The following is a 21931-nucleotide window of genomic DNA, read 5'->3' as shown; positions in this document are numbered from 1 at the left end:
CGGAGATATCATGAGTCAGCAACGCGAGGCGATCGACACGTACCTCTTGCGCGTCTTGCACACCTTGTTGATGGAGCGCAGCGTCACGCGCGCGGCCGTCAAACTGAACCAGTCGCAACCGGCGATCAGCGCCGCGCTGCGGCGCCTGCGCGACATCACCGGCGACCCGCTGCTCGTGCGCGGCAAGTCCGGCATGGTCCCGACCGAATACGGGCTGCGCCTGCTCGAGCCGGTACAGAACGCGCTGCGCGAAATCGAGCGCATCAAGTTCCAGCAGCACAATTTCGACCCGGCCACGTCGATCCGCTGCTACCGGATCGGTTGCCCCGACTACCTGAACGTGCTGTTCGTGCCGACCGTCGTCGAACGCTTCCGCCAGGCGGCGCCGAATGCGACGCTCGAATTTCATTCGCTCGGCCCCGCGTTCGACTACGAGCTCGCGCTGGAAGACGGCAAGCTCGACATCGTCGTCGGCAACTGGCCCGAGCCGCCGGAGCAGCTGCACCTGTCGAACCTGTTCGTCGATGAAATCGTCTGCCTGATGAGCAACACGCACCCGTTCGCGAAGCGCGGCGGGCTGACGCTCGATCAGTACCTGAACGCCCCGCACCTCGCACCGACGCCGTACTCGGTCGGCCAGCGCGGCGCGATCGACGTGCATCTCGCGCGCGAACGGCTCAAGCGCCACGTGGTCGTCACGCTGCCGTACTTCAACCTCGCACCGTACGTGCTCGTGAAGTCGGACCTGATCTTCACGACGACGCGCCTGTTCGCCGACCACTACGCGAAGTTCCTGCCGCTGTCGGTCGTGCCGGCGCCGCTCGACTTCCCGCCGATGCAGTACTACCAGCTGTGGCACGAACGCTGCCACTACTCCGACGAAGTGCGCTGGCTGCGCGGCCTCGTCGCCGAAGCCACCCGCACGCTGATCGAGCCGTAATCACGCACGGCACGCGCCGGCCACGCCGTTGCGGTGTGGCGCGGCATCGCGTCGCGCGGCGCGGCGTCCGCCAGCGACGGCCGCGCGCCGGTTCAGCACCTCGCGGCGCGACCTCCACTCCGACGCGTCAGCGCGACGCCTCCACGAGTGCATGCGCAAGCGCGTTGTGACGCTCGATGACGGGCGGCAGGTCGAGCGTCGCAAGCCGCCCTTCCCGCACCACCACCTTCCCGTTCACCACCGTGTACGCCGTCTGCGACGGCGCGCAGAACACGAGCGCCGCCACCGGATCGTGCAGCGCACCCGCGAACAACGGCTGGCGCAGGTCGAACGCGGCGAAGTCGGCAGCCATGCCGGGCTTCAGCGCGCCGATGTCGTCGCGGTTCAGCACCTTCGCGCCGCCGAGCGTCGCGATCTCCAGCGCCTCGCGTGCGGTCATCGCATCGGGCCCGAAGCCGACCCGCTGCAGCAACAGCGCCTGGCGCACTTCCGCGACCATCTGCGCGCCATCGTTCGATGCGGAGCCGTCGACGCCGAGACCGACCGGCACGCCTGCCAGACGCATCTTCTTCACCGGCGCGATACCCGACGCGAGCCGCATGTTCGAGCACGGACAGTGCGCGACGCCGGTGCCGGTGCGCGCGAACAGGCCGATGCCCGCATCGTCGAGCTGCACGCAGTGCGCGTGCCACACGTCATGACCGACCCAGCCGAGGTCTTCCGCGTATTCGGCCGGCGTCATCCCGAACTTCTCGCGGCTGTACGCGATGTCGTTCACGTTCTCCGCCAGGTGCGTGTGCAACGACACGCCGTATTCGCGTGCGAGCACGGCCGCGTCGCGCATCAGGTCGCGGCTCACCGAGAACGGCGAGCACGGCGCGACGACCACCCGCAGCATCGCGTAACGGCCTTCGTCGTGATAGGTCTCGATCAGGCGCTGCGCGTCGCGCAGGATGTCGGGTTCGCGCTCGACGACCGAATCGGGCGGCAGCCCGCCGTCGCGCTGGCCGACGCTCATCGCGCCGCGGCTTGCGTGAAAGCGCATGCCGATCCGCTGCGCGGCGCCGATGCTGTCGTCGAGCCGGCTGCCGTTCGGATAGATGTACAGATGATCGCTCGACGTCGTGCAGCCCGACTGCAGCAGCTCGGCCATCGCGGTGAGTGTCGACACCTCGATCATCTCGGGCGTCAGGTGCGCCCAGATCCGGTACAGGTTCGTGAGCCAGCCGAACAGTTCGGCGTTCTGCGCGGCCGGCACCGCGCGCGTGAGGCTCTGGTACATGTGATGGTGCGTGTTCACGAGCCCCGGGATCACGAGGTGGCCGCGCAAATCGAGCACTTCGTCGGCAGTGTCGGGCAGCTCGGCGCTCGGGCCGACCGCGACGATCCGGTTGTCTTCGATGTAGAGCCCCGCGTCGTGCAGTTCGCGACGCGTGTCGTCCATGGTCACGAGCACGTCGGCGTGCTTGACCAGCAGGGTTTTCGGGCGGGATGAGGATGGGTGCGGCGCGCGTGCGCCGGCGTGCTGCTCGAGGTTCATGCGTTCTCCGCGTCGTTCTGCCCCCGGGAGCCGCTCCCGGAGACCATCACAAAGCCGTTCGAACGCTGATTCGCGGCACGCCCCGGTGCCTGCGTCCGTTCGAACGCGCTGGCCCGGTTACCCGGCGTGCTCGCCGTCTTCGGGGTACGCGCCGGGCACTGCCCGACGCGCACGGCGGCAGGATCGCCCAAGCGCGCGCCGCACACAATGCGCGATCCGCAATACCGCGCTTCACGGTTTCGATATGGTACGCCGCGCGACGGGCCGTCGGCCGCCCGAAGCACGGGTCGCCGGCCGCTTCCCGTGGGCCGTCGACAGCGGTTCATGCGCGGCGCATTATCTTTGATATCGCGCCCGTATTTGCGCGGGGAACCTTTTTACAATGCCTGCACGGCGCTCGCTTCAATTTCGCCGACGGGTATGTAGCCACGTGACGTGGAGCCTCGATCCGCCGCACAGTCATGGATCGAGTCGCCGCCGAACCTCGCATTCACACAAGGACAATTGCGAATGGGAAAGCTCACTACCCACGTACTCGATACGGCGCACGGTCGTCCCGGCGCCGCCATCAAGGTGGACCTCTACGCGCTGGACGGCGAATCGCGCCGCGCGATCAAGACCGTGCTGACCAATAGCGACGGCCGCTGCGACGAACCCCTGCTCGAAGGCGCGGCACTCGCCGCCGGCGAATACGAACTCGTATTCCACGCCGGCGACTACTTCGCGTCGCTCGGCGTGAAGGTTCCCGAACCTCGTTTCGTCGATCGCGTCGCGCTGCGCTTCGGCATCGCCGACACCGCATCGCACTATCACGTGCCGCTGCTCGTGTCGCCGTGGTCGTACAGCACCTATCGCGGCAGCTGACATACGTATCGGCTGCCCACATCAAAGACAACGATCTGAGTCTGGAGGAGTTTCATGGAAGGCTTCATCACCGACTGGCTGAACCTCGCGCTGCGATGGCTGCACGTCATCGTCGCCATTGCGTGGATCGGCGAGTCTTTCTATTTCGTCGCGCTCGACAACAGCCTGAAACCGCCTACCGACCCGAACCAGCGCAAGCGCGGCGTGTTCGGCGAACTGTGGCACGTCCACGGCGGCGGTTTCTACAACATGCAGAAGTACACGGTCGCTCCGCCGGAAATGCCGGATGACCTGCACTGGTCGAAGTGGCCGTCGTACACGACCTGGCTGTCGGGCTTCTCGCTGTTCTTCGTGCTGTACCTGCTCGCGCCGAACACGTACCTGATCGACAAGAGCGTGCTCGACATGGGCCCGGTCGTCGCCGTCGCAGCCGCGCTCGGCTTCCTCGCGGCCGGCTGGATCGTCTACGACTCGCTGTGCCGCATCCTCGGCACCAACGATCGCGTGCTCGGTATCTGCGTCGGCATCTACGTCGTCGTCGCTGCGTACCTCGCCTGCCACATCTTCTCGGGCCGTGCGGCGTACCTGATCGTCGGTGCGATGCTCGCGACGATCATGTCGGCGAACGTGTTCTTCGTGATCATCCCCGGCCAGCGCAAGATGGTCGAGAAGATGCTCAAGGGCGAAGAGCCGAACCCGATCTACGGCAAGCGCGGCAAGCAACGCTCGGTGCACAACACGTATTTCACGCTGCCGGTCGTGTTCGCGATGCTGTCGAACCACTATGCGATGACGTACACGAACAAGTTCAACTGGGTCGTGCTCGTGCTGATCATGCTGGCCGGCGCGCTGATCCGTCAGTTCTTCGTGATGCGTCACCGCGGCAAGCAGCTGTGGTACCTGCCGATCGGCGGCGTCGCACTGCTGTCCGGCGCACTGGTGTGGACGATGCCGAAGCCGGTCGCACCGGAAGCGCAAGCTGCCAACGCACCGAAGGTCGTGATCGCCGACATCATGCCGGTCCTGCAGCAGCGCTGCGTCGAGTGTCACTCGGCCAAGCCGACGCTGATGGGCAGCGCGCCTGCCGGCGTGATGTTCGATACGCCGGACGAAGTGTCGAAGAACGCGCAGCGCATCTATGAACAGGCCGTGCGCCTGAAGGCGATGCCGATCGGCAACGTCACGCACATGACCGACGACGAGCGCATGAAGCTCGCCGCCTGGTTCGAGGGTGGCGCGAACAAGTAAGTCGCCGTGTGCCGGATGTCGTTTGCCGGCGCTATCCTCTCCGTTCGCGGGCCCGGAAACGGGCCCGTTTTTTTTGCGTGCGGCGAATGCGTCGCGCGCTAACCGCGCAACGCATCGCGCTGCAGCGCGACGAGCGCATCGAGCGCGCGCGGGCCGTCGTCGAACGGCACGAAGATGTGATCGTGATACGCGGCGGCCATCACGTTGCAGCTGATGCCGGCTTCGCCGAGCGCTCGCGCGAATGCCGCCGTCAGGCCGACCGCTGCCAGGTCCGAGTGCACGGTCAACGTGATCCACGCGGCGCGAAACAGCACCGGCCAGCCCCGCCGCGCGGCCGTCTCCTCATCGACCACGACCGTCATGCCCTCCGCTTCGCGGAACGTCGCAATCGCTTCGGATAACGATATGTCTGCATCGGCCGGCAGCGCGACGAATGCGAACGCGCCGTGATGCAGTTCGGGCTGCATCGTACGCAGCAGGATCGCCAGGTTGTTTTCAGGTTGGCTCATCGGGGAATGCGTCCGGAACCGGACGTCGAGCGGTGACGATGCGGGCACGATAGCACGCGGCCGACGTGCCGCCGCACCCGCGACGTCACGCCCGTGTCAGCGCAACTTCTTCCGCGAGCCAGTCGCGAAACGCGACGATGCGCGGATCGTCCTGCGTGCGTGCGGGATACACGATGTGATACGCGACCTCGGGTGCCAGCGCGACGCTCACGTCGAAGAGACGCACGAGACGCCCGTCGGCGAGATCGCGCGCGATCATGTCGGGCTCCGCGAGACCGATCGCCGCGCCGTCCGTCACGGCCTGCACGACGTGGCTCGAATCCGGAAGCGCGACACACCGGCTGTCGTCGAAGCCGTCGACGCCGGCCGCCGCCATCCACGCCGACCAGCGCGGCCACGTCACGCCCTCGACTTCGCAATCCACATGGCACAGCGTATGGCGCAGCAGGTCGCGCGGCGCGCGCAGCGGCGGCCCCGCCGACACCAGCGCCGGGCTGCCGACCGCGATCACCGACGTGTCGAACAGGCGCTGCGCACACGCGTCGCGATGGCGTCCGCTGCCGAAGCGGATCGCGACGTCCACATCGTCATCGTCGAAATCGCGCAACCGGTCGGAAATGTCGAAGGTCAGATCGAGCGCCGGATGCGCGGCCTTGAAACGCGGCAGGCGCGGCAGCAGCCAGTGCGTCGCGAAGCGCGCGCCGACCGACACGCGCAGCTCGGTCTGCTCGCGCGCGATGCGTCGTGCCCGTGCCGTCGCACGCTGCAGGCCCGCCAACGCCTCGGCGGCCGCATCGGCCAGCACGCTGCCGGCCGGCGTCAACCGGATGCTGCGGCTCGTGCGTACGAACAGCGCGATGCCGAGCTGTGCCTCGATGTCCTTGATCTGGTGACTGACCGCCGCGGGCGTCAGCCCGACCTCGTCGGCCGCCCGCGAGAAATTCAGGTGCCGCGCCGCCGCATCGAACGTTCTCAGCGCGCGCGTACCGGGCCACATGCGTTCCATCGATCTTCAAAGGGAATTTGACGACCGTTCCAAAACTACTCGTTTTTCAGAACGCCATCAATCCACAAACAATAGGCTTTCCCGAATCCGCCGCGCGCTGCCCCGTGCACGTGGCCCAACCGGAGGCCCACCGATGACCGCTCCCCCGTTTCCGTCCATCGCCCAGCTCAACGGCGTAGCCGCCCCACCCGATGCACTCGCCGCGCTCGCGTTCGCCGGCCATGCGCATTTCACCGCGATGCAGGTACGCGACGGCCGGGTACGCGGCCTCGACCTGCATCTCGCACGGCTGCGCGACGCATCGAACGCACTGTTCGGGCACGCGTTGCCCGACGAACGGATCCGCATGCTGCTGCGCACCGCGCTTGAACACGCACCGGGCGCGCTGTCGCTTACCGCGACCGTCCATGCGACGAGCGGGGAATTCGCCGCGCCGCGCAATGACGAAACGCTCGACGTGCTGATCCGCACGGCCGCGCCATCGGCCGGGCCGAACGGTCCGCTCGATCTTGCGCTGTTCGAACACGAGCGCGTGCTGCCCGACATCAAGCACGTCGGCGAAGTCGCGAAGACGCATTTCCTGCGCCGCGCAGTCGCGCAAGGTTTCGATGACGCCGCGTTCACCGATCGTCGCGGACGCATCAGCGAGGGCTCGATCTGGAATCTTGCGTTCCGGAACGGCGACGCGGTCGTATGGCCGGTGGCCGGCATGCTCGGCGGCGTGACGATGCGCATCGTGCGCCGGCAGCTCGAGCGTCTCGGCGTGACTCAGCACGAGCGCGAACTGACGCCGGCCGATCTGCCGTCGCTGGCCGGAGCCGTCGTGATGAACTCGTGGACGCCCGGCATCGCCGTGCGCCGGTTCGGTACGACGACGCTGCCCGATGCATCGTCGTTCGTCGCGCTGCTGCATCGCGCGTATGAACAGGAACCGCTCGTCGCGCCGTGATGCGCGCGCGGCGAGCATAAAAAAACCCGCGCGAATCGCGCGGGTTTCTTCGTCAGGCTGCTACGGACGGATAACTCAGGCCGTCACCGCATCCAGCGCATCCTCAGTGAGCCACAGCGATTCCTGCAGGTCCAGCTCGTTCAGGTTCAGCCCGTCACCGCCGCGATCGACGACGATGAAGTCGCTGACGCCGCCCAGCGCGATCAGCGGGTGATGCCACACGCCCTTCGCGTAGTTCACGCCCTGCCACCCGCTCGTCACGAATGCGCGGATCTTCGACGGATCGAGATCGCCCGCCGGCGCGACGACGACGAGATACGGCTGGTCGTTCAGCGGCACGAATGCCTGGCTGCCGAGCGGATGACGTTCGAGCATCTTCACCTCGAACGGCAGCGTACGCGGCTGGCCGCGGAACAGGTTCACCAGCGTGCGGCCGTCTTCGTCGGTCACGTCGACTTTCGCGAGATCGTGAAAGCGGATCGTCGTACCGAGGTTGATCGGAATCTGCTTCGCCCCTTCCGTTTCGATCACGTCGCCGAACGGCGCAAATGCTTCCTTGGTCAGCGGTTCGATTGCAAGCGTCTTCATTTGTCGAGCGTCCCCCACAGACGCAGGCGCGATACGCCACCGTCCGGAATGATGTTCAGGCGCACGTGGGTCACCGGACCCAGCGATGCGATTTCCTGTTCGAAGTAGTGCTGCTTGTCCATCTGCAGCTTCTGTTCACCGAGCAGCACCGGCCAGAACATCGACTGCGTGATCAGCGAGCTGTCGGTGCCGCCCGACACGTACGCGCCCTGGATCGAGCAGCGGTCCGGGTAGTTGCCCTTGAAGAACGCCGTATCGACTTCGATCTTGCGGATCACGCCCGGCTGCGCGAGCGCGATGATCGCCCAGTCGTTGCCCGGTTCGCGGCGGCGGCGGGTTTCCCAGCCGTCGCCCATGTTCACGCCGCGGCCCGGCAGCAGCAGGTTCGACGCAACGCCGAAATGCTGGTTGTTCGCCGCCACCACGTAGCCGCCGTTTTCCATCGCCGCGAGATCGAACTGCTCGGTCGCGCTCGCGCCGGCCCAGTCGAGCTGCGGCTGGCCGTACACGCGCAGGCGCGCAATGCCGCCGTCCGGATAGATGTTCACGCGCAGGTGCGTGAACGCACGCGCATCGCTCGCCGCGACGTAGTGGTGGCTATTGCCCTGCAGCGTCGTCGACGGCACGACCTCGACCCATTCGGTCGCGTGCGTCGGTGCGCCGTCGGCCACGTACGCAGCCTCGATCGACGCGGCCGGCGGGAAATTGCCGGTGAAGTGGCTCGTGTCGATGTCGAAACCCTTGATCACGCCCGGGCGCGCGAGCTTGACGATGCACCAGTCGTAGCCCGTCGTGCGCTTGCGGCGCGTCTCCCAGCCGTCCATCCACTTGCCGTGGTCGTCGTACTTGCCGGGAATGAACACGGCCGGCTCGGGGTTCAGCATCCGGTCCTTCGGCGCGAAGAAGTCGTCGCTGGCCTCGAGCGCCTGCGCACCGAGGCGCGGGTCGGCGAGGTTCACGTAGCGCCGCGTGAAATCGGGGGCGTCGGGATCGAGAAGCGGAACAGCCATGATGTTTCCTTGGTTTCAGTGATGCGATCAGGCCGCTGCCACGCAGCAGGCCGTATTGCGGTGTCAGGCGTCGATCAGGTCGTCGAGGCGGAAGCGCGCGATCCGGTAGATCTGGTCGAGGCTCGTACGCAGTTCCTCGGTGCGCGAATGATTCACGCGCGCCTCGAAGTTCGCGATGATGCCGTGCCGGTCATAGCCGCGCACCGCGAGGATGAACGGGAAGCCGAACTTCTCGCGGTACGTGCGGTTCAGCGTCAGCAGCTTGTCGAACTCTTCCTGCGTGCACTGCGCGAGGCCCGCGCCGCTCTGCTCGCGCGTCGACTCGGCCGTCAGCTCGCCGCGCACGGCGGCCTTGCCGGCCAGCTCCGGGTGAGCGTTGATCAGCGCGAGCTGGCGCACTTCGCCGCTCGTCTCCACCGCACCCGACATCGTCTCGTGCAGCGCGTCGATGTTCGCGAACGGCCGCTCGCCCGCGGCGATCTCGGCCACCCACGGCGAATGTTCGAAGATCCCCGACAGCGCCGCGACGAATGCGCTCGGCGCCATCGTGTTCAGTTGATCCAACGTGTAACGCATCGCCTTCATGCTTTCCCTTCGTTTCGATGATTGGGCTGATACGGATGATGTTCACGCCAATGACGCGCGATATCGACACGACGCGTCACCCATACGCGATCGTGCTTCTCGATGTGATCGAGGAAACGCTGCAGCCCGCGGAAACGGCCCGGCCGGCCCAGCAGTCGGCAGTGCATGCCGATCGACAGCATCTTCGACGCTTCGTCGCCCTCTGCGTACAGCACGTCGAATGCGTCGCGCAGGTAGTCGAAGAAGTGGTCGCCGGTGTTGAAGCCCTGCGGCGTCGCGAAGCGCATGTCGTTCGTGTCGAGCGTGTACGGCACGATCAGCTGCGGCGACGTGCTGCCGCCTGATACCTCGACGTTCATCCAGAACGGCAGGTCGTCGCCGTAGTTGTCGGAGTCGTACAGGAAGCCGCCGTGTTCCGCGACGAGACGGTGCGTGTTGGGGCTGTCGCGGCCGGTGTACCAGCCGAGCGGACGCTCGCCCGTCACGCGTTCGATCGCTTCCATCCCGAGGCGCATGTGCTCGGCTTCGAGCTCGGGCGTCATGCTTTGATAGTGGATCCAGCGCCAGCCGTGACAGGCGATTTCATGGCCGAGCTCGACGAATGCGCGCGCGAGTTCCGGATGGCGTTCGATCGCCATGCCGACCCCGAATACCGTCAGCGGCAGCCCGCGCTTCTCGAATTCGCGCAGGATGCGCCACACGCCGGCCCGCGAACCGTATTCGTAGATCGACTCCATGCTCATGTGGCGGTCCGGATACGAGGCCGCGCCGACGATCTCGGACAGGAACTGCTCGGAGCCCGGATCACCGTGCAGCACGCAGTTCTCGCCGCCCTCCTCGTAGTTGAGGACGAATTGCACGGCGACGCGGGCGCGCCCCGGCCAGTTCGCCTGCACGGGATGGCGGCCGTAGCCGATCAGGTCGCGAGGATAGTTGGAATCGAGTGACATGGTTCGAAGTGCGGCGAAAGCTCGCTGAAATAATGGGTTCGCATCGACCCGAGCGGGTGCCGGAGGGTCACCATGCGGGGCCGATGCGATGACGGCCCAGTGTAGCGAAAAGGTTCATACGCGCCCATACAGCGGCGCAGATAGTGCATGTCAGACGGAGTGTATGTGCGGTTGCGGCAAATTCGGGACCGGTTCCGGTGCGGCAATCCCGCTTCGGGTCGTGGCGGCAGCCGGCGCCGCCGCCGGCGGGTCGTCCGGCGGGCTGAAACGCGCGAATTCGCCGTCGTAGCGCTTTGGCAGCGGCCGCGCGTAGTCGCCGCGTTTCGCGGTCGCGAGCCGCAGCGACACGAGCGCTTCGGCCCACTTGACGGCCGCCGTGACGCCCTCGACCACCGGCGCGCCGATCTGCTGCTCGATCTCGTGCGCGAACTCGGCCATCCCGGCGCAGCCGAGCACGATCGCGTCGGCGCCATCCTCGTCGAGCGCGCGCCGGCATTCGTCCACGATGATGCGCCGCGCGGCCGAGCCGGGCCGGTCGAGCTCGAGCACTGCCACGTCGGTCGCGCGCACGTTGCGGCAGAACCGCTTCATCCCGTAGCGCTCGGCAAGATGCCACGCCATCCCGCACGTGCGCGCCAGCGTCGTGACGACCGAGAAGCCCGGCGCAAGCACGCTGGCCGCGTGCATCGCCGCCTCGGCGATCCCGATCACCGGCCCGCGCGCGACCTCGCGCGCCGCATACAGGCCCGGGTCGCCGAAACACGCGATCACGTAGGCGTCGAATCCGTCGCGTTCGCCGTGCACGATCTCGGCCAGGAGCCCCGGCGTCGCGAGCGCCTCGTCGTAATACCCTTCGATCGACGGCGGCCCCATCGGCGGGCTCACCGCGACGACTTCCGTGCCCGCGGCCGCGACTTCGCGCGCGCAGCGCCCCATCGCGTCGGTCATTCGCTGCGTCGTATTCGGATTGATCAGCTTGATCTTCATCGCACGCTCCTCAGGCCTTCGTGCTCACGAGCAGCCGGTAGAACAGGAAGCCGAGCCCCGCGCCGATGAACCACGAGAAGTTCGCGGCGGCCTGCCAGCCCGGCACCATCACGCAGACGATCGCGATTCCCGCGGCGGGCAGCAGCGCGGCGAGCGCGCGACGGTTCACGCCGCCGGTGTACCAGTACGCGCCGCTCTCCGACATCGTGTAGAGATCGTCGCGCACGAGCCGGCCGCGCTTGACGAGGTAGAAGTCGGCGACCAGCACGCCATACAGCGGACCGATGAACGCGCCGAGCACGTCGAGCGTGTAGTGGATCACCGCCGGGTTGTTGAACAGGTTCCACGGCGTGATGAAGATCGACGCGACGGCCGCGAGCATCCCGCCCGCACGCCAGCTGATCAACCGCGGCGCGACGTTCGAAAAGTCGAACGCCGGCGACACGAAGTTCGCGACGATGTTGATGCCGATCGTCGCGATCGTGAAGGTCAGCGCACCGAGGATCACGGCGGTCGGATGATCGATGCGGCCGACCGTCTCGACCGGGTCGGTGATCAGTTCACCGAACACCGGCAGCGTCGCGGCCGTCGTGATCACGGTGACGAGCGAGAACGCGAGGAAGTTGACCGGCAGCCCCCAGAAGTTGCCGCGCTTCACTTCGCCGAACGAGCGGCAGTAGCGCGAGAAGTCGCCGAAATTCAGCATCGGGCCGGAGAAGTACGACACGACGAGCGACACGGCCGTGATCATCACCGGAATCACTTCCGCGCCGTGATACTTGACGCCGCCGAGGTTGATGCCGATGTTGCGCCAGCCCGCGCGCCACACCATGTAGCCGGCCAGGATGAACATCACGACGTAGACGGCCGGGCCGGCGAAGTCGATGAACTTCTTGATCGTCTCCATCCCGTTCCAGAACACGAACGCCTGCAGCACCCACAGCAGCATGAAGCCGGCCCAGCCGATCGCCGACAGCCCGAGAAAGCCGTAGCGATGAACGTCGGCGTACGGCATCCATTGCGGAAAGAACTTCAGCACGACGATCACGAGCGCGCTGGACGCGAGATAGGTCTGGATGCCGTACCACGCGATCGCGATCAGCCCGCGGAGCACGGCCGGCACGTTCGCGCCGAGCACGCCGAAGGTCGCGCGGCAGGCGACCGGATACGGCACGCCGATCTGCTGGCTCGGCCGCGCGATCAGGTTGCACAGCCGGTTCACGATCGTGATGCCGACGATCAGCGCGATCAGCACCTGCCAGCTCGTCAGCCCGAGCGCGAACAAGCTGCCCGCGAACACGTAGCCGCCGACGCTGTGCACGTCCGACATCCAGAACGCGAAGATGTTGTACGAACCCCATGTCTGATTCTTCAGGGGTGCCAAATCTTCGTTGTACAAACGTCGACTGTAACCGTCCGGCAACGCGGGATCGCTGCCCTCGCCGCCTTCTTCCGCCGGATATGCGCTGTCGTGCGCGACACTGAACTGAGCCATGACTTCTCCTTGACGCGGCCGGACAGCCGCTCCACCGTCATCGATATCGCTCCGGGTCGTCGCCCGGAGTCGGACTGGCAGCCGACGGCATATACCGCCGGCCTGCATTGCGCTCGTTCTGTGGCGCGCGGCCGGGTTCGCGTCGCCGCTCAGGCGCCGCCGAACACTTCGCGCAAATCGACCTGCCCTTGCGCGGGCCGGTCCAGCATCTTCAGTTCGACATGCTGCAGGTGGTGCGCCATCAGCGTCACCGCCCGCTTCGGATCCCCCGCTTCCAGCGCGGTCAGGATCTCGTCGTGGTCGTCGCACGAGCACGGGCTGCGCCCGTGCGATTCGTACAGCGCCGACATCAGCGTCGAGCGTGCGACGAGCCCGTCGAGGCACTCGCAGAGCGTCGCATTGCCCGTCAGCGCCGCGAGCGCCGTATGGAATTCGCCCGACAGGCGGATCCACGCCGCGAAGTCGTGCCGCTCGAACGCACGGCGCTCCTTGTCGATCAGCGCGGCGACGCCTTTCAGCCGCTTCGCGCCCGGGCCCGTCGCGAGCCGCTCGACGACGGCCAGCTCGATGATCCGGCGCATTTCGAACACCTCGTGCACGTCCTGCAGCGTCGGGCTCGCGACGAACGCGCCGCGGTTCGGCTCGAGCTCGACCAGCTTGTCGGTCGCGAGCTGCGCGAGCGCCTGCCGGATCGCCCCGCGCTTCACGCCGAACACGTCGCACAGCTGCGCTTCCGTCAGCTTCGCGCCGGGCGCGAGCCGATGCTCGAGGATCGCGGTACGGATCCGCTCGGCGATCGCTTCGGGACCGGCGGTGCCGGACGGGTGGGAATCGGGCTCGTTCATGATCTGCATCGCGTAATGATCCTCATCCTAGGACGGACATAAAGATTGTCAACAATTCTTTTCTCGAAATGCGCACAATCAGCGTGCACCGTGATGCACCTGCCCGGTGCGCGCCGCCCTGAATCCATGCACATCAAGCCTCTCAAGCTTTTCCATAGCGGTTCCCGGCGTATACCCTCTCGGTTATTTTGTTGACAAAAATGGTGCGATTTCCGATCCCGACTCGATCGGCGTCGATGAAAAGTTTCGACCGTTAGTTGCGCATTTACTTAAAGAAAAAGGCGGGAAACCCCACCTTTCGATCGTCCCCGACCGGCTCAGCCGAGATGCGGATAGTCCGACAGCGTCAGCCGGAAGCCGTGCGCATTTGCGACGAGCTGCGCCTTCGCGCCGAACGGCAGCGTCAGCAGGTCGGGCACGTGACCGAACTGCAGCCCCGTGACGACCGGAATGCCGACCACCGAGCGTACCTGGTCGATCATCGCCTGCATGTCGTAGCCGTTGTCGTATTCGAACGGCCGCGCGCCGGTGAACTGGCCGAGCACGAGCGCCTGCTGGCGCGCGAGCAGCCCCGACAGGTGCAACTGATAGATCATCCGCTCGATCCGGAACGGCTGTTCGTTGACGTCCTCGATGAACAGGATGCCGCCTTCAATATCGGGCATGTACGGCGTGCCGACGAGCGACGTGAGGATCGCGAGGTTGCCGCCCCACAGCGTGCCCGTCACGTTCACGGTCTGCACCTGCGGCGCTTCGACGACGATCGTCGTGGTCGGCTGCGACAGCGTCTGCCAGAAGTGCTGCATCGTGAAGTCGCTCGGCGTTTCGGCGCCGAAGTCGGCCGACAGCATCGGGCCGCCGAAGGTCTTGATGCGCGCCTTCGCGTACAGCGCGAGCTGGATCGCGGTGAAGTCGCTGTGCCCGACGAGCGCGATCGGCTGGTCGCGCAGGCGCCGCTCGAGCCCGAGATAGTCGAGCCCGTGCAGGATGCGCGCCGCGCCGTAGCCGCCGCGCACCGCGAGCGCGATGTCCGGCAGCGGCCGCTCGGGATCCGCCAGGCGGTTCAGGTCCCCCGCCCGCTCGCCGTCGGTGCCGCCGAAGCGCTGAAAGCGGCGCTGCGTCGCTTCGATGTTCTCGATGCGATGCTGCGCACCGCTCAGGCGTTCGAGCGCGCGATTGATCGCATCGGGGTCGTGCGGATAACCGGACGGCGCCAGCAGGCGGATGGTGTAGGACGCGGCGGGCTGGAAGGACATGGCGAAAGGTATCGGGTCGTCAAACCTGCTTAGAGGGTCCGAACCGTCTCCGGTTCACGGGCCGGGATCGCAGCGACGCTCACGGGAGCCGGCCGCTGCGCGAGGCGATGCGCTTATGACGCGCCGGACGCCGCGTCGCGGGCCAGCCGCGCTTCGCGCAGCGCGCGGCGGCGCTCGGCGAAGAACGACTTCAGCGCGGCGCCGCACTCGTCGGCGAGCACGCCGCCGGTCACGTCGGTATGGTGGTTGAGCTGCGGATTGGCGAACGCGTCGATCACGCTGCCGCATGCCCCCGTCTTCGGATCAGCGGCGCCGTAGACCACGCGCGCGATGCGCGCATGCATGATCGCGCCCGCGCACATCAGGCACGGCTCGAGCGTCACGTACAGCTCGCAGCCGGGCATCCGGTAGTTCTGCAGGTGCTGCGCGGCCATGCGCAGCGCGGCCATCTCCGCGTGGGCAGACGGGTCGTGCCCGCCGATCGGATGGTTGAAGCCGCGCGCGATCACTTCGTCACCGCGCACGAGCACCGCGCCGACCGGCACTTCGCCGGCCGCGCGCGCCTCTTCGGCGGCAGCCTGCGCGAGACGCATGAAATGCAGGTCGCGCGCCGACACGGGCGTGGCTTCGGGAACAGGAGAAGGCGCGGCGGATTCGGTGGCTGCGGGGTGCAACGCGTCGGCGCTCACATCGGCCCCGCTTCGGCGGACACTTCGTCGAGCCCGCGCTCGCACAGGCGTTCCGCGATGCGCCGGCAATAGTCGCGCGGCATCACCATCGGGCCGCCGCGCAGCGATTCGAGCGCCATGTCGAGCGCGAGGATCTTCGCCTGCAGCCGGCAGCGCGCGGCCCGGTCGCTGACCGCCTGCAGTTCATCCTGCAGATTGCGCAGCGCGCGCAGTTGCTCGACGGCCGGCGGCACGAAACCCGCATTCTTCAGGATACGGTTGGCCACCCGCACCTCCTCGGGTACGAGCAGGTCGTCATCCAGCGCCTGCGGCGCGCCGGCACCCGGCAAGTCGTCGAACTCGCCCCGCGCGGCGGCGGCGGCGATACGTTGTTCGACCAGTGCGTCAAGCAATCTCATCAGTCAATCGGAACAATGCGGCAGCCGAATTCTAGCAGGGTGACGCGCGGATGACAGGCTCTTCGAAGGTATGCTCGATATTGTGTTTTTTAGGGGCCGAATCGCTGCGCATGCATGCCGATCGGCGCGATTTGCCGCTCTGCTGCGCCGCAGCAGGCTCCGCGCGGTTTTACGCCGTTTGGCCCGAGCGCCGTCCGCCCCCGTTTTTTTATTTTGCATCCGGGCGGACCGCCGCTCGTTTCGCTGCCGAAACCACCCTTGCGCTGTGTCCCGATCACGCGGCGACCGTTTGCGACTGCTCCTTCGGAAACGGCCTGAACAGCATCGCGACGGCGAACGCGGCGAGGCCGATCACGAACGATCCGATGTACAGCCAGCCGTAGCTGCCGAGCGCATCGACGATCAAGCCGCCCGCAACCGGCCCCGCCGCCATCCCGAGGCTGCCGGCCATCGCGCTGCCGCCGATCACGGTACCCATCATCCGCAGCGGAAAATTCTCGCGGGCGAGCACCGAATACAGCGGCATCACGCCCGCATAGATGAAGCCGAACAGCATCGCGACCGCGTAGAAGCCGTCGAGCGTGCGAACGAAGTAGTAGCCGAGCGCGCCCAGCGCCTGCGCGAGCAACCCGGCCACCAGCATGCGCTTCGCGCCGAAACGATCACCGAGCAGACCGAATGCGATCCGCCCGCCCATCCCCGCGAGCCCTTCGACGCTGTAGATCGACACCGCGGCGATCAGCGGAATCCCGCAGGTCACCGCATAGCTGACCGTATGGAAGATCGGCCCGGAATGCGTCGCGCAGCAGAAGAAGTTGGTCAGCAGCAGCACGACGAACTGCGGCGAGCGCAGCGCGTCGCCGACCGACAGCGGCGCAGGCGCACCGGCCGCCATCGGTTCGGCGTGCGGGCGGTCGAGGGCCGGCGGACGCCGTACGAGCAGCGACGCCGGGATCATCACGACGGCCGCCAGCGCGGCGATCATCAGCATCGACGCGCGCCAGTCGTGGCGTGACACGAGCCACGCGGCGAGTGGCGACATCGTCATCGGCGCCATCCCCATACCGGCCGACACCAGCGACACCGCGAGGCTGCGATGCGTGTCGAACCAGCCTGTCACGCACGCCATCATCGGCGCGAACACCGCGGCGGCAGCGCTGCCGACGCCCAGCCCGAAAACCAGCTGGAACGCGAGCAGCGACGGCGCGCGGCTCGCGAGCGCGAGACTTGCCCCCAGCAGCACCGCGCCCGTCACGACCACCGCGCGCGTGCCGATCCGGTCCGACAGGCTGCCCCACGCGATGCTCGCGAACGCCATCGCGATGAAGCCGAGTGTCATCGCGGCCGAAATGCCGGTCATCGACCACCCCGTGTCGCGCGCGATGGCCCGCAGGAACACCGGCAGCGAGAACATCGCGCCGATCGCGATGCAGCTCAGCAGGCCGCCCGCGGCGACGATCATCCAACGGTATCGGGAATCCGGCATCTGGTAGCTCCTTGCTCTGTCTGGCTGGCATCGACGGGGAACCGGGCAGCGCTCGCGCGCGAGCGCGGCGACGCAATCCGGTCGACACCCATACGACGAACGACACACCGGGAAATCGACACGCGTGGCACGCGAAGAGCGAATCTCCAATTGTCGGCCGATTCGCGCGCGTGGCAAGGGGCCACGGGGACCGATCGACGCACCGCCGGGGCGCACGCTCCCCGATTCGGTTCACGGAGTCCCCCCGCTTTTCCGGAATCGGAAAGTCAAAATCAGAAATAGTTGGTTTGGGCATGCGGGCCCGCTCACTACACTCGAGTCACCTTGTCATAACAAGTTGACCGATGACCTCACCCAACGTCGTGCCGCTGTCGACGGCCCCGCTCTACGTGCAGATCAAGGACACGCTGCGCGCGCGCATCCTCGACGGCACCTATGCGCCGCACAGCCGGATGCCGTCCGAACACGAACTCTGCGCGATGTTCGACGTGAGCCGCATCACGGTGCGCCAGGCGCTCGGCGATCTGCAGAAGGAAGGCCTGCTGTTCAAGCTGCACGGCAAGGGCACGTTCGTGTCGAAGCCGAAGGCCTTCCAGAACGTAACGTCGCTGCAGGGCTTTGCCGAAGCGATGTCGTCGATGGGCTACGAGATCGTCAACCAGCTGCGCAGCTTTCGCACCGTCAAGGCCGACCGCCATCTCGCGACGAAGCTGAACGTGCCGGAAGGGGCGCCGCTCGTCGAGATCCACCGCGTACGGCTGCTGAACCGCGAGCCCGTGTCGCTCGAACAGACGTGGGTGCCCGAAACGCTCGGCAAGCGGCTCGCGGGCGCCGATCTCGCGACCCGCGACATCTTCCTGATCCTGGAAAACGACTGCGGCGTGCCACTCGGCCACGCCGACGTGTCGATCGACGCGATCCTCGCCGACGACGACATCGTCGATGCGCTGCGCGTCGAGGAAAGCAGCCCGGTGCTGCGCATCGAGCGGCTCACGCACGACGCGTCGGGTACGCCGATCGACTACGAATACCTCTACTTCCGCGGCGACGCCTTCCAGTACCGGTTGCGCATCGACCGGCAGAAGAATCGCCAACCTGCAAGGAACCCGCGATGAATACCCATGTACTCGAATACGACATCGTCGTCGTCGGCGGCGGCACGGCCGGCCCGATGGCGGCGCTCAAGGCGAAGGAGCGCGACCCGTCGCTGCGCGTGCTGTTGCTGGAGAAGGCGAACGTGAAGCGCAGCGGCGCGATCTCGATGGGGATGGACGGTCTGAACAACGCGGTGATCCCCGGCCATGCGACGCCCGAGCAGTACACCCGCGAGATCACGATCGCCAACGACGGGATCGTCGACCAGGAGGCCGTGCATGCATACGCGACGCACAGCTTCGCGACGATCGAACAGCTCGACCGCTGGGGCGTGAAGTTCGAGAAGGACGGCACCGGCGACTACGCGGTGAAGAAGGTCCACCATATGGGCTCGTACGTGCTGCCGATGCCGGAAGGGCACGACATCAAGAAGGTGCTGTACCGGCAGTTGAAGCGCGCGCGCATCGCGATCACGAACCGGATCGTCGCGACGCGTGTCCTGACCGACGCGCAAGGCCGCGCGAGCGGCGTGCTGGGCTTCGACTGCCGCACGGCGGATTTTCACGTGATCCGCGCGAAGGCCGTGATTCTGTGCTGCGGCGCGGCCGGCCGCCTCGGGCTGCCGGCGTCCGGCTACCTGATGGGCACGTACGAGAACCCGACCAATGCGGGCGACGGCTACGCGATGGCCTACCACGCGGGCGCCGCACTCGCGAACCTCGAGTGCTTCCAGATCAATCCGCTGATCAAGGACTACAACGGCCCCGCCTGCGCCTACGTGACTGGCCCGCTCGGTGGCTTCACCGCGAACGGCAAGGGCGAACGCTTCATCGAGTGCGACTACTGGAGCGGTCAGATGATGTGGGAGTTCTACCAGGAACTGCAAAGCGGCAACGGCCCGGTGTTCCTGAAGCTCGACCACCTCGCGGAAGAAACGATCCAGACCATCGAGCAGATCCTGCACACCAACGAGCGGCCGAGCCGCGGCCGCTTCCATGCGGGGCGCGGCACCGATTACCGGCACCAGATGGTCGAGATGCACATCTCCGAGATCGGCTTCTGCAGCGGCCACAGCGCATCCGGCGTGTACGTGAACGCCCGCGCGGAAACGACCGTGCCGGGGCTCTATGCGGCCGGCGACATGGCGGCCGTGCCGCACAACTACATGCTCGGCGCATTCACGTACGGCTGGTTCGCCGGGCAGAACGCGGCCGACTACGTGGCTGGCCGCGAACACGCGCCGGTGGACGACGCGCAGGTCGCGGCCGAACGCACCCGCGTGCTCGCGCCGCTCACGCGTGAACGCGGCCTCGCGCCCGCGCAGGTCGAATACAAGCTGCGCCGCATGGTGAACGATTACCTGCAACCGCCGAAGGTGACGCGCAAGATGGAAATCGGTCTGCAACGCTTTGACGGAATTATTGAGGATATCGAAGAAATCAAGGCTGACCATCCGCACGAACTGATGCGCGCTGCCGAAGTGCGGGCGATCCGTGACTGCGCCGAAATGGCTGCGCGTGCATCGCTGTTCCGCACCGAGAGCCGATGGGGGCTGTACCACCATCGCGTCGATTTCCCGCATCGCAACGACGCGGAATGGTTTTGCCACACGTGGCTGCGCAAAGGCGCCGACGGCGCGATGCGCAGCGAGAAGCGACCGGTCGAACCGTACATCGTGCCGCTCGCCGACGACGAACGCAGAGCCTACGCGCACCTGCGCATCCGCGAACCGGCCGCACGCGCGGCCGCCCTGTGACTCCGAGGAGCCTTACCGTGCCCCATACCCCGCACGACATCTTCCTGCGCAGCAGCGCACCCGTGACGATCGACGAGGATCGCTGCATCGCCGACAAGGGCTGCACCGTCTGCGTCGACGTGTGCCCGCTCGACCTGCTCGCGATCGACGTGACCAAGGGCAAGGCCTACATGCAGTTCGACGAATGCTGGTACTGCATGCCGTGCGAACGCGATTGCCCGACCGGCGCGGTCAAGGTCGACATCCCGTACCTGCTGCGCTGACCCGGCGCGCCGCTTCTCCACCATCGGACCTACGACTCATGAACCCTACGCTACGGATGTTCCGCCTGCTCGCCGCATCGCTCGCGCTGTCGGCCGCCGGCCTCGCACACGCCGAAACGATCCGCGTCGCGATCGGCACGCAGGACACCACCATCAACTGCGCGACCGGCGGCCTGCTGATTCGCGAGCTGCATCTGCTCGACAAATATCTGCCGCGCACCGGCAAGTACCAGGACGTGAAGTACGACGTGCAGTGGAAGGACTTCACGTCCGGCGCGCCGCTGACCAACGAGATGGTCGCCGGCAAGCTCGACTTCGGCGCAATGGCCGATTTCCCCGGCGCACTGAACGGCGCGGCGTTCCGAAAGGCCGGCCGCAGGAGCGTATTCATCACCGTGCTCGACGGCAGCATCGAAGGCAGCGGCAACGGGATCGTCGTGCCGACAGGTTCGCCGGTGCGCTCGCTCGCGGACCTCAAGGGCAAGACGATTTCGGTGCCGTTCGCGTCGACTTCGCACGGGATGCTGCTGCGCGCGATCAAGGCGCAGGGCTGGAACCCCGAGACCGACGTGAACATCGTCACGCAGGCGCCCGAAGTGGCCGGCAGCGCATTGAAGGCCGGCAAGATCGACGCGCATGCCGACTTCGTGCCGTTCGCCGACCTGTTCCCGTATCGCGGCATCGCGCGCAAGATCTACGACGGCGCGCAAACCCATTCACCGACTTTCCACGGCGCGCTCGTCGACGCGGACTACGCACAGCGCTATCCGGAGGTGGTCGTCGCATACCTGCGCGCCGCGCTCGAGGCGAACCGCCTGCTTGCCGAGCGTCCCGAGAAATACAGCCTGCTGATCGAGAAGGTCACCGGCATCGAGGCGCCGGTCGACTACCTGTATCACGGGCCGCTCGGCATCCAGACCCGCGACCTCACGTGGAAGCCCGAATACCGGCAGGCCGTCGCGACCGCCATCGACACACTCAAGCTGCTGAAGAAGACCGACACCGCGCCCGATCCGGCGACCTTCATCGACGACCGCTATATCCGCGCCGCCTTCAAGGCGTCGGGGCTCGACTACGACGCCGCGCTGAAGCACTACGGCAAGCAGTCGCTCGTCGCGAACGACGCGACGACGGGCAAGCCGATCCGCGACTTCAACGACGTCGCACAGGTCTGGCTGGTCGACGACGAACCCGTGCGTCACTACGCGAGCCCCGCAGCCGCGTTCACTGCGCTCGGCAAGCTCGGCCCGGCCGCGAAGGTGCGTGCGGTCTTCGTGCACGACCATGCGAGCGGGCTGAAGCTGTTCGCAGACCAGGCGTGGTACGTGAAGGACGCGCACGGCGCGTTGAGCGCATTCCTGCTGAAAACGAGCGCCGATGCGTACGCACAGCGGGTGTCCGGTTCGGTCGTCGACTACGCGGCCGCGAAGACCGGCGCCGCGCAAGCGCTCGCATCGCGCTGAACCTTCCCC

The 21931-nt window shown here is 66.8% G+C and carries 22 protein-coding genes; 8 read left to right on the top strand and 14 right to left on the bottom strand.

Annotated features, from left to right (window positions below; translation table 11 throughout):
- Positions 1 to 10 precede the first annotated feature (10 nt).
- A complete protein-coding gene (locus BX604_RS34850) occupies positions 11 to 940 on the top strand; it encodes a LysR substrate-binding domain-containing protein (RefSeq protein WP_006402708.1) in 930 nt (309 codons plus the stop codon).
- A gap of 127 nt (positions 941 to 1067) precedes the next feature.
- On the opposite strand, the gene BX604_RS34845 is transcribed toward BX604_RS34850, so the two are convergent.
- A complete protein-coding gene (locus tag BX604_RS34845) occupies positions 1068 to 2480 on the bottom strand; it encodes an 8-oxoguanine deaminase (protein ID WP_098555962.1) in 1413 nt (470 codons plus the stop codon).
- Positions 2481 to 2990: 510 nt separating this feature from the next.
- On the opposite strand from BX604_RS34845, the gene uraH reads away from it, so the two are divergent.
- Together uraH and BX604_RS34830 are read left to right on the top strand one after the other, a co-directional pair.
- Positions 2991 to 3344 (top strand): hydroxyisourate hydrolase, encoded by a 354-nt coding sequence (uraH, locus tag BX604_RS34835; RefSeq protein WP_098555959.1) that lies wholly within the window; start codon positions 2991 to 2993, stop codon positions 3342 to 3344.
- A 54-nt stretch (positions 3345 to 3398) separates the two neighbouring features.
- A complete protein-coding gene (locus BX604_RS34830) occupies positions 3399 to 4592 on the top strand; it encodes a urate hydroxylase PuuD (RefSeq protein ID WP_098555957.1) in 1194 nt (397 codons plus the stop codon).
- Between the two features lie 98 nt (positions 4593 to 4690).
- Here the strand turns inward: BX604_RS34830 and BX604_RS34825 are convergent, their stop codons facing one another.
- Together BX604_RS34825 and BX604_RS34820 are read right to left on the bottom strand one after the other, a co-directional pair.
- On the bottom strand, positions 4691 to 5101 hold the full coding sequence (locus tag BX604_RS34825) for an ACT domain-containing protein (protein ID WP_098555954.1): 411 nt from the start codon (positions 5099 to 5101) through the stop codon (positions 4691 to 4693).
- Between the two features lie 85 nt (positions 5102 to 5186).
- Positions 5187 to 6107: a LysR substrate-binding domain-containing protein gene (locus BX604_RS34820; protein WP_098555951.1), complete on the bottom strand. Its 921-nt coding sequence runs from the start codon at positions 6105 to 6107 to the stop codon at positions 5187 to 5189.
- A gap of 133 nt (positions 6108 to 6240) precedes the next feature.
- Here BX604_RS34820 and BX604_RS34815 point away from each other — a divergent pair, with 133 nt between their 5' ends.
- Complete coding sequence (locus BX604_RS34815; protein WP_098555949.1) at positions 6241 to 7056, top strand: aminotransferase class IV family protein; 816 nt, start codon at positions 6241 to 6243, stop codon at positions 7054 to 7056.
- Between the two features lie 75 nt (positions 7057 to 7131).
- Here BX604_RS34815 and BX604_RS34810 read toward each other — a convergent pair whose 3' ends face one another.
- From BX604_RS34810 to BX604_RS34760, 11 genes are all read right to left on the bottom strand, one after another.
- Entirely contained in the window at positions 7132 to 7644 is a 513-nt protein-coding gene (locus tag BX604_RS34810) for an ureidoglycolate lyase (RefSeq protein WP_098555947.1), read from the bottom strand.
- On the bottom strand, positions 7641 to 8654 hold the full coding sequence (gene alc / locus BX604_RS34805) for an allantoicase (protein ID WP_098555944.1): 1014 nt from the start codon (positions 8652 to 8654) through the stop codon (positions 7641 to 7643). The genes BX604_RS34810 and alc overlap by 4 nt, the downstream gene beginning before the upstream one ends.
- A gap of 63 nt (positions 8655 to 8717) precedes the next feature.
- Positions 8718 to 9239, bottom strand: a complete 522-nt coding sequence (uraD, locus tag BX604_RS34800; protein ID WP_098555941.1) for a 2-oxo-4-hydroxy-4-carboxy-5-ureidoimidazoline decarboxylase — start codon at positions 9237 to 9239, stop codon at positions 8718 to 8720.
- Positions 9236 to 10189: an allantoinase PuuE gene (gene puuE, locus BX604_RS34795; RefSeq protein ID WP_098555938.1), complete on the bottom strand. Its 954-nt coding sequence runs from the start codon at positions 10187 to 10189 to the stop codon at positions 9236 to 9238. The genes uraD and puuE overlap by 4 nt, the downstream gene beginning before the upstream one ends.
- A gap of 150 nt (positions 10190 to 10339) precedes the next feature.
- On the bottom strand, positions 10340 to 11176 hold the full coding sequence (locus BX604_RS34790) for an aspartate/glutamate racemase family protein (protein ID WP_098555936.1): 837 nt from the start codon (positions 11174 to 11176) through the stop codon (positions 10340 to 10342).
- 10 nt (positions 11177 to 11186) lie between these two features.
- The gene (locus tag BX604_RS34785) at positions 11187 to 12671 is read right to left on the bottom strand and encodes an NCS1 family nucleobase:cation symporter-1 (protein WP_098555933.1); all 1485 of its coding nucleotides are present in this window, start codon (positions 12669 to 12671) and stop codon (positions 11187 to 11189) included.
- Between the two features lie 149 nt (positions 12672 to 12820).
- Complete coding sequence (locus tag BX604_RS34780) at positions 12821 to 13525, bottom strand: GntR family transcriptional regulator (RefSeq protein ID WP_098555930.1); 705 nt, start codon at positions 13523 to 13525, stop codon at positions 12821 to 12823.
- A 308-nt stretch (positions 13526 to 13833) separates the two neighbouring features.
- On the bottom strand, positions 13834 to 14772 hold the full coding sequence (gene ldcA, locus BX604_RS34775; RefSeq protein ID WP_098555929.1) for a muramoyltetrapeptide carboxypeptidase: 939 nt from the start codon (positions 14770 to 14772) through the stop codon (positions 13834 to 13836).
- A gap of 113 nt (positions 14773 to 14885) precedes the next feature.
- Complete coding sequence (tadA, locus tag BX604_RS34770) at positions 14886 to 15461, bottom strand: tRNA adenosine(34) deaminase TadA (RefSeq protein WP_098555925.1); 576 nt, start codon at positions 15459 to 15461, stop codon at positions 14886 to 14888.
- Complete coding sequence (locus tag BX604_RS34765) at positions 15458 to 15859, bottom strand: DnaJ family domain-containing protein (protein WP_096503237.1); 402 nt, start codon at positions 15857 to 15859, stop codon at positions 15458 to 15460. Before BX604_RS34765 ends, tadA begins: the two co-directional genes overlap by 4 nt.
- 274 nt (positions 15860 to 16133) lie before the next feature.
- Positions 16134 to 17345, bottom strand: coding sequence for an MFS transporter (locus BX604_RS34760; protein ID WP_098555922.1), 1212 nt, complete (start codon positions 17343 to 17345; stop codon positions 16134 to 16136).
- 344 nt (positions 17346 to 17689) lie between these two features.
- On the opposite strand from BX604_RS34760, the gene BX604_RS34755 reads away from it, so the two are divergent.
- From BX604_RS34755 to BX604_RS34740, 4 genes are read left to right on the top strand one after another with little or no spacing between them, the layout of a single operon-like run.
- Complete coding sequence (locus tag BX604_RS34755) at positions 17690 to 18460, top strand: GntR family transcriptional regulator (RefSeq protein WP_098555919.1); 771 nt, start codon at positions 17690 to 17692, stop codon at positions 18458 to 18460.
- Entirely contained in the window at positions 18457 to 20196 is a 1740-nt protein-coding gene (locus BX604_RS34750; protein WP_098555916.1) for a fumarate reductase/succinate dehydrogenase flavoprotein subunit, read from the top strand. Before BX604_RS34755 ends, BX604_RS34750 begins: the two co-directional genes overlap by 4 nt.
- 17 nt (positions 20197 to 20213) lie before the next feature.
- Complete coding sequence (locus BX604_RS34745; protein WP_006755644.1) at positions 20214 to 20459, top strand: 4Fe-4S dicluster domain-containing protein; 246 nt, start codon at positions 20214 to 20216, stop codon at positions 20457 to 20459.
- A 38-nt stretch (positions 20460 to 20497) separates the two neighbouring features.
- Complete coding sequence (locus tag BX604_RS34740; RefSeq protein ID WP_098555913.1) at positions 20498 to 21922, top strand: ABC transporter substrate-binding protein; 1425 nt, start codon at positions 20498 to 20500, stop codon at positions 21920 to 21922.
- Positions 21923 to 21931: the final 9 nt, after the last annotated feature.

Origin of the sequence: Burkholderia sp. JKS000303, assembly GCF_002563755.1 — a bacterium.
Classification (GTDB): Bacteria; Pseudomonadota; Gammaproteobacteria; order Burkholderiales; family Burkholderiaceae; genus Burkholderia; species Burkholderia anthina_B.
Note: the sequence above shows the minus strand (reverse complement) of the source record. Positions and strands in the feature narration are given on the sequence as shown.

Coding starts and splice junctions, on each gene's coding strand:
- BX604_RS34850 (WP_006402708.1), top strand. CDS start 11: ATGAGTCAGCAACGCGAGGCGATCGACACGTACCTCTTGCGCGTCTTG.
- BX604_RS34760 (WP_098555922.1), bottom strand. CDS start 17,345: ATGCCGGATTCCCGATACCGTTGGATGATCGTCGCCGCGGGCGGCCTG.
- BX604_RS34825 (WP_098555954.1), bottom strand. CDS start 5,101: ATGAGCCAACCTGAAAACAACCTGGCGATCCTGCTGCGTACGATGCAG.
- BX604_RS34845 (WP_098555962.1), bottom strand. CDS start 2,480: ATGAACCTCGAGCAGCACGCCGGCGCACGCGCGCCGCACCCATCCTCA.
- BX604_RS34815 (WP_098555949.1), top strand. CDS start 6,241: ATGACCGCTCCCCCGTTTCCGTCCATCGCCCAGCTCAACGGCGTAGCC.
- BX604_RS34810 (WP_098555947.1), bottom strand. CDS start 7,644: ATGAAGACGCTTGCAATCGAACCGCTGACCAAGGAAGCATTTGCGCCG.
- ldcA (WP_098555929.1), bottom strand. CDS start 14,772: ATGTCCTTCCAGCCCGCCGCGTCCTACACCATCCGCCTGCTGGCGCCG.
- BX604_RS34755 (WP_098555919.1), top strand. CDS start 17,690: ATGACCTCACCCAACGTCGTGCCGCTGTCGACGGCCCCGCTCTACGTG.
- BX604_RS34790 (WP_098555936.1), bottom strand. CDS start 11,176: ATGAAGATCAAGCTGATCAATCCGAATACGACGCAGCGAATGACCGAC.
- BX604_RS34830 (WP_098555957.1), top strand. CDS start 3,399: ATGGAAGGCTTCATCACCGACTGGCTGAACCTCGCGCTGCGATGGCTG.
- BX604_RS34820 (WP_098555951.1), bottom strand. CDS start 6,107: ATGGAACGCATGTGGCCCGGTACGCGCGCGCTGAGAACGTTCGATGCG.
- BX604_RS34785 (WP_098555933.1), bottom strand. CDS start 12,671: ATGGCTCAGTTCAGTGTCGCGCACGACAGCGCATATCCGGCGGAAGAA.
- BX604_RS34780 (WP_098555930.1), bottom strand. CDS start 13,525: ATGCAGATCATGAACGAGCCCGATTCCCACCCGTCCGGCACCGCCGGT.
- uraH (WP_098555959.1), top strand. CDS start 2,991: ATGGGAAAGCTCACTACCCACGTACTCGATACGGCGCACGGTCGTCCC.
- puuE (WP_098555938.1), bottom strand. CDS start 10,189: ATGTCACTCGATTCCAACTATCCTCGCGACCTGATCGGCTACGGCCGC.
- BX604_RS34740 (WP_098555913.1), top strand. CDS start 20,498: ATGAACCCTACGCTACGGATGTTCCGCCTGCTCGCCGCATCGCTCGCG.
- BX604_RS34750 (WP_098555916.1), top strand. CDS start 18,457: ATGAATACCCATGTACTCGAATACGACATCGTCGTCGTCGGCGGCGGC.
- BX604_RS34765 (WP_096503237.1), bottom strand. CDS start 15,859: ATGAGATTGCTTGACGCACTGGTCGAACAACGTATCGCCGCCGCCGCC.
- uraD (WP_098555941.1), bottom strand. CDS start 9,239: ATGAAGGCGATGCGTTACACGTTGGATCAACTGAACACGATGGCGCCG.
- alc (WP_098555944.1), bottom strand. CDS start 8,654: ATGGCTGTTCCGCTTCTCGATCCCGACGCCCCCGATTTCACGCGGCGC.